6 protein-coding genes are annotated in these 14,652 nt (G+C 57.0%); 5 read left to right on the top strand and 1 reads right to left on the bottom strand.

Annotated elements, in window-relative coordinates; translation table 11 throughout:
• Positions 1 to 76: 76 nt before the first annotated feature.
• The 5 genes from K7J14_RS13080 to K7J14_RS13060 all read left to right on the top strand — a co-directional run bounded on the left by K7J14_RS13080 (position 77) and on the right by K7J14_RS13060 (position 4,929).
• Positions 77 to 1,300 carry a hypothetical protein gene (locus K7J14_RS13080; protein WP_230757173.1) on the top strand — a complete coding sequence of 408 codons (1,224 nt, stop codon included), beginning with the start codon at positions 77 to 79 and terminating at the stop codon, positions 1,298 to 1,300.
• Between the two features lie 249 nt (positions 1,301 to 1,549).
• On the top strand, positions 1,550 to 2,968 hold the full coding sequence (locus tag K7J14_RS13075) for a family 43 glycosylhydrolase (protein WP_230757171.1): 1,419 nt from the start codon (positions 1,550 to 1,552) through the stop codon (positions 2,966 to 2,968).
• Positions 2,969 to 3,009: 41 nt separating this feature from the next.
• The gene (locus tag K7J14_RS13070) at positions 3,010 to 3,552 is read left to right on the top strand and encodes a GNAT family N-acetyltransferase (RefSeq protein WP_230757165.1); all 543 of its coding nucleotides are present in this window, start codon (positions 3,010 to 3,012) and stop codon (positions 3,550 to 3,552) included.
• Positions 3,553 to 3,592: 40 nt separating this feature from the next.
• Entirely contained in the window at positions 3,593 to 4,231 is a 639-nt protein-coding gene (locus K7J14_RS13065) for an HAD family hydrolase (RefSeq protein WP_230757161.1), read from the top strand.
• A gap of 53 nt (positions 4,232 to 4,284) precedes the next feature.
• Entirely contained in the window at positions 4,285 to 4,929 is a 645-nt protein-coding gene (locus K7J14_RS13060; RefSeq protein WP_230757159.1) for a GNAT family N-acetyltransferase, read from the top strand.
• Between the two features lie 193 nt (positions 4,930 to 5,122).
• Here K7J14_RS13060 and K7J14_RS13055 read toward each other — a convergent pair whose 3' ends face one another.
• Positions 5,123 to 14,413, bottom strand: a complete 9,291-nt coding sequence (locus K7J14_RS13055) for a FlgD immunoglobulin-like domain containing protein (RefSeq protein ID WP_230757156.1) — start codon at positions 14,411 to 14,413, stop codon at positions 5,123 to 5,125.
• Between the last annotated feature and the right edge of the window lie 239 nt (positions 14,414 to 14,652).

The raw sequence follows: 14,652 nt of genomic DNA, 5'->3' as shown, positions 1-14,652 counted from the left end.
ACTTGGGCATCAGAATACCCGATTTTTCCCCTTTGTCAAGCCTCGTCCGATGCGGTATACTGAAACAAGAGGCGCCATGAAACGGTTACACCTGTTTTCAATCAGTATTTCCGCTTGTCTGTCCGCGTTTTGCGCGGTTTCGGCTTCCTTGTTCCTTTTTTCCTCCTGCGATTTGTTTACCTACAAACGCAGTTTTTCCGACGAATACTACGGCGAAGCCAACTTCATCGAATCGATCGGGTTCGACGCCATGGTTCCGGTCACAGATCCCGTCGCCGATCCTGAAGACCCTGTTACCGGCCAATGGGACTTCGCCTGGCGCTACGCCACCGACTGGGCCGGCGGGAACCCGTACCCCTACATGACCCTGACTCCTGTAGCAGACGCTAACTACAAAACCGCCGGAGCCTCAGGCTACGGCTCAGCCCTCCCCGACGGCCTCTCCGCAAACGCCCCCGTCTACCGCCTCGAACTCGCCAACCTTGTTACCGGCGGCGATTTCGAGGGAACTACAGACGATACCTATCCGCCCGCTGGATGGGTTACCACTATTTCAGTAACCTCGTTCCGGACCTTCGAGGGAAGCGGAAACATCCATGGACGTTCGCTATCTATTTATAGTGGAAACACGGGAGAGACAGCGATATGGAATCTTTCTCTCGCGGACGGAATAGTAGACCCGACCGCCTCTTACGACTTGTTTTTTGCATGGATTAAAAATGAGCCGATAAGTGATGCTTCTAAATCTTTTTTCATCAATGAGACGCCAATCGGTTTGACTGCAAATGTTGAAACGTATGGAACCGAAAAAGTGAACTTTTCCGCGGCTGATCCGAATCAGTTTACAATTCAGAATAATAGCGGTTTGATTTCTATGGTTATCGACGATTTTCGGATTCGGCGGAGTCTCCAACAACCTCGATTGAGGCTTCTTCTCGCACCGAATCAAACAAATCCTCCTCTAATGAATATGCTGTATCGCTTTTCAGTGTGGATACGGGAAGATCCCCTGGTTGACGCGATACCGGCGCCCTATCATCTCGATACTCTTAGAGTGACTTTCAAGCAATTGCAGACTACACAACAGGACACGCTCGTTGTTCAGGATGGAAAGTATCTGTATTCCTCCGGTTCCGGATGGAGAAAAATTGTAGCCTGGGTTTCATCAGAAGGTAATCCACAATTTACCGAAGAATATCCAGATGAAGTTCTCGAACTTATCCTCGACCTAACTGATTCCAGCCCCGGGCGCGTTCTGTTGGCGCAACCGGAGTTGCGGGCGTATGCGGACGGGTATTGAAAAACGCCCGGGATTTCGCGTTTTTGCCCGGACGTCTTGGCTGTAAACCGGCAAGAAAGAGATGCGAGTGTCTTCGCGTATTAGTTCGCATATTTCGGCAAGGCAAAATATCGATCCCTCTTGTATCGAATAACGGGCGTAGCCTGATGAGTGTTCATGCGATTGCCGGGTAAAAAAAAGTGCGAACGGGTGCCTAAAAAATAAATTTTTCGGTTTCAACGATAATAAACCGCGTGTATACTAGCCGACATGAAAACATACAGAACACGCGGAAACCCCTATCTTCCTTCCTGGGAATACGTACCGGACGGAGAGCCGCACGTTTTCGGCGACCGCGTGTACGTGTACGGATCCCATGACTATTTCAACGGCCATGTTTTCTGCCTCGGCGATTATGTATGCTGGTCGGCTCCGGTGAATGATCTTACGCTCTGGACCTTCGAAGGCGTCATCTACAAAAAAACCGACGATCCTCTGAACCCCGCGGGCGCGATGTGCCTCTACGCTCCCGACGCGACTCAGGGGCCTGACGGCCGCTATTACCTGTACTACGTTCTGGACAAGGTTTCTGTCGTGTCGGTGGCCGTGTCCGACCGGCCCGCCGGCCCCTTTTCGTTTTACGGATACGTCCGCCGTCCCGACGGAGGCCTTCTCGGCGCCGTTCCGGGAGACGAACCCCAATTCGACCCCGGCGTGCTTACAGAAGGGGATCAGACCTATCTCTATACCGGCTTTTGCGCCCGCGGCGACGCCTCCCGCACCGGACCGATGGCGAGCGTGATCGGTCCCGACATGCTCACCCTTATCAGGGGACCGGAAAATCTGCTTCCGAGCGAACCTTTTTCGAAGGGTTCGGGGTTCGAGGGCCATGAGTACTTCGAGGCGGCGAGCATCAGGAAATTCGGCGATATCTACTATTTCATCTACTCGTCCATCGTCATGCACGAGCTTTGCTACGCGACGAGCGATCGGCCCGACGGAGGCTTCCGGTACGGAGGCGTACTCGTCAGCAACAACGACCTTCACATCGGGGGATATAAGGAGTCGGAGACTCCCGCGTACTACGGCGGAAACAACCACGGCAGCCTCGTCGAGATAGGCGGGCGTTTCTACGTCTTCTACCACCGACATACCCACGGCACGACCTTCTGCCGGCAGGGCTGCGCGGAACCGATCGCCCGTCTCGCGGACGGATCGTTCGTCCAGGCAGAGATGACGTCGCAGGGCTTATCCGGAAAGCCTCTTGCCGGCCGCGGCGAATATCCCGCGTACATGGCCTGCAATCTCTGGTGCGCAGTTCCGTCCCTCTATACCGCGCAGGCCGCCGTCGCGGACAATCGCTTCCCTCATATCACTCAGGAAGGCAGGGACGGGGACGAGGTTGACGGATATATCGCCAACATGATGGACGGAGCCGTCGCGGGATTTAAATACTTCGACTTCGCGGGCGCTCGTTCGATCCGCATGAGCGTCCGGGGCTACTGCCGCGGCTCCTTCGTAGTTTCAACGTCGCCCGGCGGTCCTGCGGCCGCGCTACTCGCAGTCGACTTTACGAACGTATGGACCGAATACCGTTCGGAACTCTCAGTTCCCGACGGAACTCATCCTCTCTATTTCCGCTACGAAGGAGAAGGTCGGGCCGAGTTCGCGTCCTTCTCTCTCGAGTGAGCGCCGGAGTTTAATTGTTCTTTATGACGAGGAGAGTTTCCGTGAAAAATCCCTATGATGAATGCCCTGTTTTTGAAACAGACAGCTTTTTGTTAAGACTCGTATCTGAATCCGATTCAGAAGATCTGCTTAAATGCTATTCGGACGGCAAGGCGCAACCGCTGTTTAATACCGACAGGTGTTCCGGCGATTTTTGCATGTATCGAATCGAGGACATGGTTCAATGCATTAAAGCCTGGCTCTTTGCTTATTCCGAACAAGAGTTTATACGCTTTGCGATTGTGGATAGATCCTTGTCCAAAGCTGTCGGAACAGTGGAAATGTTCGGGTATGTAGGAACATACAAAGTTACAACAGGAATTCTTCGTGTCGATATTTTGTCCGGATATGAAAACGCCCGTTATTTAGCCGAACTATTTAACGTATGCGGCGAAAACTTTTTTGATCTGTTCGGGGTTGATGCGATTGCCACCAAGGCAATGCCCCAAGCCGTTGAAAGGCGCAAAGCGTTAGCGGAAACAGGCTTCCATGAAGGCTCTGCATACGAGGGCGAGCATTATTTTTTGCGTACGAAAAAAAATTGATTTAATGCATGAGGCTATTTCACGGCATTCAGGAGTTAACGTGTATTCATTAGTTGTATGGGATTGGAACGGCACCTTGCTGAACGATGTCGACGAGAATATCTCCATTGTGAACGAGTTGTTGAAAAAGCGGTCTCTGCCGGTTATCGGCAAAGAGACGTATAAACGGTTCTTCCGAATGCCGATCAAGAGCTTTTATATGGATATCGGATTCGATTTTTCGGAAGAATCGTTTGAATCGATCGCGAAAGAGTACAACCATCTCTATAAGCAAAGATTCAGCTCCATGCTGTTGACGAATGAAATAGAAGGCATCCTGGAATATATCGACGGATGCAACATTGACCAATACATCGTTTCCGCTTCCGAACAGAAAAGTTTGGACGTACAGGTTTCCGAAAAGAACATTTCCCGGTATTTCAAAAAGATAGTCGGCAACGACGATTTTTCCGTTGTGAGTAAAATTGAGAAGGCGAAAGAATTGAGAACGGAATTCGGCAAAGAAGATAAAATTCTTTTCATCGGGGATATGTTTCATGATTACGAAGCAGCGCAGGCAATCGGAGCCGATTGCGTTATATACAGAAACGGACATCAGGAAACAAAAGAGAACGCCGACTATAGAATAATCGATTCGATGGCAGAGTTAAAAGAAGTTGTAAAGCGATGCAGCGCCTAACGCCCGGAGCTGTTTGATCAGGGTTGGATCATTCGTGAAATAAAGAGGATTGCATGGACATCAAACTGCGTTTGGAAGAACCGCGAGATTATCTGGAAGTAGAAAAAATGACGCGAGAAGCTTTTTGGAATCTCTATGGTCCCGGATGCGACGAGCACTATTTATGCCATATCTTGCGCGGTCATAAGGATTTTATTGCGGAACTCGATTATATCGCCGAAGCAGACGGAAAAATAGTCGGATCGATCATGTATACCGAATCGTATTTGCACGGCGAAGACGGAGAAAAGGTCGAGACCGTTTCTTTCGGCCCCTTATGCGTGCATCCCGATTATCAGAGAAAAGGAATCGGCAGCGCGCTCATACGAAAAACCAGGCAGATAGTGCAAGAAAGAGAAATACCGGCGATTACAATTTACGGCGATCCTCACAATTATTGCACGCACGGGTTTAAAAACGGGATCGACTATAACGTAAGCAACATGGCCGGCGAATTTCCCTTGGGCTTATTAGTGCTGGAAACTCGGGATGGTTTCCTCGGCGGCAAAAAGTGGAAAGCGCAACAAAGCGATGCGTTCGACTTTGACAGGCGTGAAGCAGAGGAATTCGACTCTCAATTCGAGAAAAAGGAAAAAGCGTTTCACTATAGTCAGGAACTTTTTAAGATGCTGATCAGATCGTATGTGAGGAATTCGTAGCCGGTAAGCGCGACAGCCGCCGGTAAGCGTGACACGCCGCCGGTAAGCGCGGCACTCTGTCGGTAAGCGGGGCAGCCGCCGCGGCCGCAATCGGCTGACGGGCGGCGAGGAGCGATGCGCCCCGGCAAGGACTGGCCGGGAGGGGGCTCCGACCGTGCGGCGCCGCCTCCCGTTGCCCTTCCTGCCTCGGTCTTTATTCTTTTACAACCATGACTTTTCGAATCTCGTCCATTTCCGGGCCGACGACGCGGATGAAGTACATTCCGCGGGCGACGGGGTTTCCGGCGAGGTTCGTTCCGTCCCAGGAGTAGGTGTAGGTGCCGGCTCCTTTTTTGTTGCGTTCAAGCGTGCGCACGATGTTGCCGTCCATGGTGAAGACGTGGATGACGAGGTTTCCGGACTTGGGCATTTCGACCGTCAGGAGCGTTTTTTCGCGCTTGTTCGAGTCGATGACGTTGTTCAGAATCGTCACGCCGCCGCGCTGCGTTTTCAGGGCGGAGATCGAGAAGCGCCAGGGGTCGACGCTGGTGATGTCGGCCGGATCTGAAAGGCGGGCGCAGAAGAGGTCTCCGTACTTGAAGATGAACTCCACCTTTGCCCCCGTTTTGATTTCCGCGTCGCTCGAGGGGAGGATGAAATTCCTGATCCTGCCGTTGTCTCGCGTGACCTCCGGCGTGAGCGAGCGGGCTTCGAAGTTCGCCTTGTTGTTGAACGAGGGCAGTATCGCCGGCAGCCATATCTTGAGCCCCGCGGAGAAGAGGTCGTTGAAGAGAACCGGGTAGGCGAGGCTGTCCGGGTTTACGTCGAAGTAGACCTGCATGCTCGAGGAGGCGGCGACGTCGGCTGTCGTTCCCGTATTGATCTGCACCGAGAGGGTGATGTCGCGGTCGAGGAGCCGTCCGGTTCCGTCGAAGGTGCGCAGCGCTCCCTGTCCGGCGCCGAAGGTTCCGTCGGCGTTGATGCCGTCCGATGCGTACAGCGGCATGGCGAGGTTGATGCCGAAGTCGGTGACGCGATGGGTCGAGTCGCTCCGCATGGCGTTCAGCTGTTCGTCTACGATGTCCGAAACCTGGAAGGTCGTTCCCGTGTCGGGGTCGATTTTCGATACCGGTTCAGGCGCGACTACGAGGCTCTGGATTTCCTGGAGGGTGAGGTCGCGCGTCAGGGCGACCACTGCGTCCCAGGAGGCGTCCGCGCCGGACGCTCCCGAACTCGGCGATTGCGCGGGCACGGTTTGGTCGATCAGGTTGTCGCCGTTCGAGTCGATGAGCCGGAGCTTTTGTTCAAGCCCCTGCACGTCTACGCGCTTGGAGAAGAGGATGTAGAGCCGGCGGTCGGTCGGGCTCGAGGCACCCGGCAGGGTCATGGGCTGCACGGTGAAGGTGAACTCAGGCGGCGTCTTGTTGAGGCACATGCGCGGGCCGTGGCTCTTGAGCCTGAGTCCCGCGTGGTCGGTGAGCCAGTTCGCGCTTTCGTTGTAGGCGTAGTACATCTGCTCGGTCATACGCCACTGGAGGCCAGAAAGGAATACCGCGAGATATCCGTCGTCCATGAGGCTGACGACTCCGTCGGGGTTGAAGATGTTGTCCGTGACGGTCGTTCCGATTTCCGTGCTGTACGCGTTGGTCAGTCCTGTAGCCGCGTTCGAGAACGAGAAGCCGGCCGCGCTGACCTGGAACGATCCGTCTCCGGCGATTCCCGAGAGGGCCGAGGCGCTTCTCATGCCGCCGCGTTGGTCGGGCACGGCCAGGGCGAGGTCCGAGTCGTCGCGTCCGCTTCCCGCGTACCATCCGCGCGAGCTGACCCACTGCCAGTCTTCCGTTTCCGCGTACGCGGGAAGGTCGTCGAATACGTGGAATTCCACGCGGTCCATGAAACCGTCGCTGTTGGTGTCCACCGGGCTCGATTCGAATACGGTTCGCGATTCGGTCCAGCCGGTCCGCGTGCGGAAGGCTGCGACGTCAGGGAACACGGTGTCCCAGCTGCGTTCCGTTCCGCCGGCGTCGTGGCGGGCGGCGGCGATCGCGGCTTTATTTGACGTGGCGGCCTCGATTCCCGAGGCTGTCGTTCTGCCGTAAACCGAATCGGCGTCGGCGTATGCTTCCACCGCGTTCGCGTAGGCCGCCCGGTCGCGGATAAGGGAGTTCGCGGCCGCGCGGATTTCCGCTCCGGTCGGGTCGGAGATGTTTTCTATATAGCCGGGCCAGAACCACTTCCATGCGGCGGCGTTCGCCGGGAGGGCGTCCGCGTAGCCGGCGAGGTAGACGCGCAGGCGGTGGGGATGGGCCGCTTCCGCGAGCGTTCCGCCCTCGAGTTTTGCCTGGGTGGACGCGAGATCGAAGATGCGGTACAGAGAGTTCGCGGTGAGCGCGTCTGCTGCGTCCGCCGGTGCAGAAACGAGGTTTCGCGTTCCGTCCTGCCAGGCGAGCGCTTCCGGGGCCGCACCCTGCAGGGCGGTGAAGTATCCGGAAAGCACGAGGCTAGAGCCGCTCATGCGGAGGGCTCCGCCGTAGGGCGTGGAAGCGTCGAAGTCGCTGGTGCTTCGCACATTTCGCGCGAGGGCGCCGGAATCAGCGAGGCCGCCGATATCGACCGGTTCGGACCAGCGAAGCTCCAGGTAGTTGTGTCCGTCCCAGGCGAAGTAATTCGCCGCGTTGTTTTTCGGGTCCGAGACGTGGAGTTCCTGCCCGGCGAGAACTTCCACGAGGGCGGGGCGGCAGCGGTCACCCGTCGCCGTGAATCTCGCGCCGGGAAGGGCGTTCGCCGCGGCCGGTGTCGCGCTTTCTCCGGTATATCGCGCGATCCGGTTCTTGTGTTCGTCCCGGAGCGTCTGGTAGAGGAGGGCGGTCGCCTTGCTGATTTCCATATCGGGCACGCTGTTCCGGGTCGCCGGAGAAGCCGCCGCGTAGGTCGCGTCCGCGTTTCGTCCTCGGTCTGAGCTGGTTGTTCCATCCGATGCGTCTACGTCTCCCGGGGACATTCCTGTCGCGTCAGTGTTCCACCGTTGGGCCGGATCCGCCGGATCGGTTCTGAGATAAAATACCGAAAGGTCTACGAGTTCTCCCTTTTCGTTCGGGATGGAAACGTCGTCTGTTCCGACCGTGCAGGCAGGGTCCTTGAACGCGCCGGAGAATGCGGTTCGCGCGGTTCCGTCGCCGTTGAAGGTGACCGCTCCGTTCGCGACCGCCTGTGCGATCTCTCCGCGGGAGTTTTCAATTCTCCGCGCGTTGCCCGCTTCGTCGCGGAACTCCACTCGCACCACGTCGTCGAACACCGTATACGTTCCGCTCAATGCCGCGCCGGTAGCGAGGCTTGAGTTTTCCGCGAGCAGGTAGGGTCGCGAGAACGACCAGCCCGCCGAGACGCTGAGCGTTCCGTCGTCAGAGGCCGCGACCGCGTTTCCGCCGCCGTCGGTGCAATTCTCCGCCGCGCTCACCCAGGCGAAGAAATCGCCGGCCGCGCCGGTCGCCTCCGAACCCTGCACGGTTACGCGCGAGTTTGCGATTTCCGAGCGGTAGGCTTCCGCGAAGGCGGCGAGAGCGTCGTTATTGTCCGGCAGCGAAATCGTCCAGGGATTCGCCGCGTCTGCCGCCGCGAAATCCGTTCCGTTCGCATAGAAGTTTTTCCCGATAAAAATAGTTTTTCCCGACAAGGTCGCGCCGTCGATTTCACCCGTATAGAGAGCCGGAATCGCGCTTCCGTCCGGGTAGGCGTTTCTGACCGAGCCGTTCACGGAAGCCGTAAGCCCGGCCCTCGCGGCATTTTCGTACGCGCGGAGCGAGGCGACCCCTGAATCCGCGTCCGCGAACATGTCGGCGGGGTTTCCGTTCAAATAGACCTGGTCGAGCGCCGATGTAAGCGCCCTTCGCGCGGCGGTAGTTCCGAAGCCGAGCCGTCCCTGGGTCAGTATGATGTTTCTTCCCGAGCTCGCAGGAGAACCGAACACGACCGTCTTGTTGGCCGTTCCGTCTCCGGCCGCGACGTGGCGATCCTGCGCAAAGTAGATCGAATCGCTTGCGGCGTTTCCGGCGGCTTCGAGCGTCATGTCTCCCGCGCTGCCAAAGATGAAGGTTTCGGAGTCGAAGCGGATCGCTCCTCCCGCGCTCGCGATGCTTCCGGCGATCATCGCCCGGTTATCGGTTATCGTCGCGATTGGCGCGGCCGGAGCAGTCTGCGTGAACGCCGCGCTTCCGGAAAGCGTCAAGTCCGCGTCCTCGTTGGTTCTGAAAACTCCTGCGTTTTCGATCCTGACCGAAAGGGCAGAAGACGCCGCGGAGTTAAGCGTAATCCTTCCGTTCGCCGGATCCCTCGTTCTGAAAGTCGCCGTATTTCCGGCCGCTCCGGTTACCTCGAGCGTGTTGGTCGCCGCGTTTCCGATTGCGAGTTCTCCCGCCGTATCGAACGCAAAGTCCTCCGCCGTGTTGATCGCGAGATTTCCCTGGAAGGCAGAAGGCGTCTCGGCCGAAAGCACCGAGACGTTCGCCCTGAAGGTAACGGTTCCCGCAGCGTTCGCCTGCGAGATTCCCGTCGCCGTCCTTACTGTCGCGCCCGTTTCGAAGAGCGTGGCTCCGGTAGAGTTGATCGTAATCGAAGCGCCTGTTCCGTCGCCGATCGCGGTCGCGCTTCCAACCGCTCCGTTGAAGATCGAGCCGCCAGTTACTGCGAGCGTCAAATCCTGCGCCCCGTCCGTTCGCGCGTTCACGGTGAGCGAGCCGTCCGCGTCGATGAGCACCGCCCCCGCCGACAACACGAGGGTGTTCGCCGCCGAGCTTCCGAATGTTATGCTTCCCGCGCTCGCGAAATCGAGTCCGTCGAGCACTGTGTTTTTGGTGAATACTGTTCCCGTTTCGCTTCCGAGCACCGAGATGTTTTCCGTCGCCGTCGCGTTTCCCTGAACGCTGAGTCCGTTGTTGGTCCGTACGGTTCCAGGGAAATAGACCGCGTCAGCTGCAGTCGCAGAAGTGATCGCGGTTACCGAAGCTCCCGTTCCGTCGCCGACGGCCTGGGACGCTCCGATGTTTTCGCTGAACACGATGGTTCCTGCTCCCGCCTCGATTGCAAGGTTAAAGGGTCCGTCGAGCGTTGCCCCCGCGTCGAGGAGCACGTCGGCTCCGGCAGCGCTTCCTCCCGCGGTCGCGTTGAACGCCGCGTTGTGCGTGAGCGTGATCGGCCCTGTGAAGGTTATCGCGTCTCCGGTTGTGGAAATATCGGCCCCGAGCGAAACCGTGCCGGCGCCGTCCTGGAGGAAGCGTCCCTGGAGAACGCAGTCCGCCGCGTCCGGGAGAATGAGCGTTCCCGTGTGCGTTATGTCGAGCGGGCCTGCCGACGCGACCGCTCCGGCGAACGAGAAGTTCGTTCCGTTAAGGTCTGCTCCCGCCGCTCCGCTCATGTCGAGAATGCCGGCAAAGCTCGTCGTTCCGCTTCCCGCGGTTTGCGCGAGGCTCTGGCAGTAGACCGCGCCGCCGAAGCTCGCGTTTCCCGCCGAGCTGATAGTTATCGCGCCGAGTCTCGTCGCGTCGTTCGCTCCGGTCGCGCCGGTAATCGAAATGTTTCCGGTTCCCGCCGTTACGCCGAGCGCGAAGGGTCCGGCGAGCGAGGCCATCGTAATGGTTCCGCCCGATGCCGCTGCGGTCGAGGTCGTTATTTCAGTCTGTCCGGCAAGCGTCGCCGCCGCGAGGCTTATCGCTGCGTTCGTCGTATTGAAGTCGCCGAAGAGCTCCGTCGCGCCGGCTGTATGCGTAAAGCCCGCGGCAAAGACGAACTCGTCATCCAGGGCGTTTCCGAGCGCGAGGAATCCCGAGTTGTTGAAGACGGCAGCGTTCGTGATCGTCGTGGCGGTTGCCGTTCCAGTTCCGCCTTCGATTCTGATATTGAACGCGCCTGCGCTCGTCGAAAGAGTCGCAGCGGAAATGTCTCCGGCGAATCTCGCGAGTCCTCCGGTTTTAACGAGGCTGACCGTTCCGATGTCCGTTCCGATGTTCCCCGCGACTGTAACATTCGCGTTCAGATTGTCGAATGTTATGTTCGACGGGGTTCCGCCCGCCGTACCGCTCGTAGAGTTAAGGGCTATGACGTTAGCCGATGCGGTTCCCGCGTTTCCGAGCGTCAGGGTCGCCCCGTTCTCGATCACGGCGTCCCGGAGCGTAATGGTTCCCGTCGATCCCCCGATCCTGCAATTCACCGGAATGGAAACCTGTCCTGCCGTCCCGAAGTTGAAGTTCGCCGCGCCGGATAGCGCGATGGTTCCGGAGAGAATCTTTTCTCCCGAGGTCTTTTCGGCTCCCAGCGGAAGCGAGAAGGTTTCCGCATCTGAGGTGTTGATGGTAAGCGTTCCGGTGTTATTGAAGGTGACATAATTCGCCGCCGAGCCGCCGTCGTTGATCGCTATATTGTAGGCGCCCGCTCCTGCGGTCAGTCCCGCAGCTGGGTTCGTGACATTCAGCGCGTCGGTGAAAGTCACCGTTCCGCTTGACCGTCCGTTGATGGTAAGGTTGTTGAATGATTGGTTGTTGGTTCTCGCCGTCTGGTCTCCGGATCCCGCAAGAACGACTGTGCTTGTGTTTTCCGTCAGACTCGCGCCCGTAGTTCCGGGACGGAGGTCGAAAGCTCCCGCGACCGAAAGCGTGTCGTTTCCTGTAAGGATAAGAGTTCCGCCCGTTCCGTTCGCCGCGGCCGTAAACGTGCCGAGCACTGTTACGGTTCCGCTTGGCGTCGAGGCCGCGATTGTTCCGCCCGAGTTCAAGATCAGGTTGTAGAATCGGTCGGCTGCTTTTGCTGTTATGTTCGGCGCCCCGTCCGTCATCCGGATCGTGGAACTTCCCGCAGATGTCTCGTTCCACGTCACGTCCTCTCCCGAAGAATTCCAGTTCCCGGCTATCAGATGGGTGAAAGTTCCTGCCCAGAAATCCCCGCTCGTCATCGTGAACTGGTTCGTCACGGTGATTTCCTCGGATGCCTGAAGCAGCGACGCCGCAGAACTCAGGGCCATCGTCAGATTGTAGAACGAGTAACCGCCTGCCGGCCTGTCGATGACCGATCCGGCGCCGTCGAAGATAACCGTGGAGTTTCCGGCAGTGAATGCCGCCGGCGTAAAGTTTCCTGTTATATTTATCGTCGCACTCGATGTGTTGAGATTTACCGTCGCCGTCGAAAGGTTTCCGTTCACGTCGATGTTCTGGCTTCCCGCCGCCGTCACGGTTCCGGTTCCGGAGAGATTTCCGTTCACGGTGAGTGAGCTTCCGGTAATTGATGCAGAAGCGTTTGCATTCACTGTTATGCTTACGGCTTCAATATCTGTTTGTAGCGTTTTGACAGTTCCCGCTCCGCCTGAATCGATCGTTACCGCGCCAAGACTCTGAAGAACGTTCAGCGCAGCATTATCATCGCGTATAGTGCCCGTTATTATGGAGCCGCCTCCAAGAATCAACGGCATCCCGTTGTGGACATAAAATCCGCCATTCTCAATAGTGAAATGTCTCAGAACCCTTATGCTTGAAGCTGGTTGCTGCGCAACCGTTTTTCCGCTCGGTATGATAAGATCCAGGAACGTCACGTTTCCCGTCACCGTTCCCCCGATCGTTACCTGCTTGTTATTGAAGTTCAACGTTCCGCCGTTTACGAGGTTTCCATTAATCGTCAGATCTCCGCCGGCAGCCGGATTATCCCACACGCAGGTTGCCCCTGCTCCAACGGTCAGCGAACCGAGTGTTTGAATTCTGGCGGGAAGAGGAGGCGCTGTATTATCGCCGTTTTGCGAAAACGCTCCCTGTAGTACATTCATTGCTTCGGTAACATTAAAAGTTATTGTTCCGAGGTTAAGTGTGCCAGCTGTCTTGTTAACAACTAGATTATTGAAGCTTGCTGCCCCCGAGACGATCGACTGATTAGTCGCGCCGTCAAAGGTGACAGTCTGCGTGCCGCCTCCTGAGGTAAAAGTTCCGCTATTGGTCCAGTTGCCCGCGAGCGTGATGTTGTTGCCGTTTGCAGCAAGTATTCCCGCTGTTATGTTGAGGTTGCCGTTCACATCGAGGGCTCCGCTGAGTGTAAGAGTGCCCGAGTTTGAAATTGTTCCAACCGAGCCTTCAAGGGTCACATCTCCTGTAAGGGTGAGGTTCGGGTTGCCGGCTATTGCGTTCGTGATGGTCAGCCCAGCGCCGCCGTTAAGCGTAGCTCCGGTGGTTGCGTTCAGTGTTGTGATAGTTCCGGTGGTACTGATAATACCGCTGGTTGTCGAAACAATCCCCCCAGAGATGCTTGCAGCGGTAAGTTCTTGACCGCCTACAGCGACCGTGCCGGTATTGGTGATGGCTCCAGATGTCAGCGATCCGTTTAGCGTGAGTGTTCCCGGATTTGAAATTGTTCCAACCGCGCCGTTAAGCGTTATGCTTCCTGTAAGGGTGAGGTTCGGGTTGCCGGCTATTGCATTCGTGATGGTCAGCCCTGCGCCGCCGTTAAGCGTAGCTCCGGTGGTTGCGTTCAGTGTTGTGATAGTTCCGGTGGTACTGATGATACCGCTGGTTGTCGAAACAATCCCCCCAGAGATGCTTGCAGCGGTAAGTTCTTGACCGCCTACAGCGACCGTGCCGGTATTGGTGATGGCTCCTGATGTCAACGATCCGTTTAGCGTGAGTGTTCCCGAGTTTGAAATTGTTCCAACCGAGCCTTCAAGGGTCACATCTCCTGTAAGGGTGAGGTTCGGGTTGCCGGCTATTGCGTTCGTGATGGTCAGCCCTGCGCCGCCGTTAAGCGTAGCTCCGGTGGTTGCGTTCAGTGTTGTGATAGTTCCGGTGGTACTGATGATACCGCTGGTTGTCGAAACAATCCCCCCAGAGATGCTTGCAGCGGTAAGTTCTTGACCGCCTACAGCGACCGTGCCGGTATTGGTGATGGCTCCAGATGTCAGCGATCCGTTTAGCGTGAGTGTTCCCGGATTTGAAATTGTTCCAACCGCGCCGTTAAGCGTTATGCTTCCTGTAAGGGTGAGGTTCGGGTTGCCGGCTATTGCATTCGTGATGGTCAGCCCTGCGCTGCCGTTAAGCGTAGCTCCGGTGGTTGCGTTCAGTGTTGTGATAGTTCCGGTGGTACTGATGATACCGCTGGTTGTCGAAACAATCCCCCCAGAGATGCTTGCAGCGGTAAGTTCTTGACCGCCTACAGCGACCGTGCCGGTATTGGTGATGGCTCCTGATGTCAGCGATCCGCTGAGTGTAAGAGTGCCCGAGTTTGAAATTGTTCCAACCGAGCCTTCAAGGGTCACATCTCCTGTAAGGGTGAGGTTTGGGTTGCCGGCTATTGCATTCGTGATGGTCAGCCCTGCGCCGCCGTTAAGCGTAGCTCCGGTGGTTGCGTTCAGTGTTGTGATAGTTCCGGTGGTACTGATAATACCGCTGGTTGTCGAAACAATCCCCCCAGAGATGCTTGCAGCGGTAAGTTCTTGACCGCCTACAGCGACCGTGCCGGTATTGGTGATGGCTCCTGATGTCAACGATCCGTTTAGCGTGAGTGTTCCCGGATTTGAAATTGTTCCAACCGCGCCGTTAAGCGTTATGCTTCCTGTAAGGGTGAGGTTCGGGTTGCCGGCTATTGCGTTCGTGATGGTCAGCCCTGCGCCGCCGTTAAGCGTAGCTCCGGTGGTTGCGTTCAGTGTTGTGATAGTTCCGGTGGTACTGATGATACCGCTGGTTGTCGAAACAATCCCCCAGAGATGCTTGCAGCGGTAAGTTC

Origin of the sequence: Teretinema zuelzerae (assembly GCF_021021555.1) — a bacterium.
In the GTDB taxonomy this organism is placed as follows: domain Bacteria; phylum Spirochaetota; class Spirochaetia; order Treponematales; family Treponemataceae; genus Teretinema; species Teretinema zuelzerae.
Note: the sequence above shows the minus strand (reverse complement) of the source record. Positions and strands in the feature narration are given on the sequence as shown.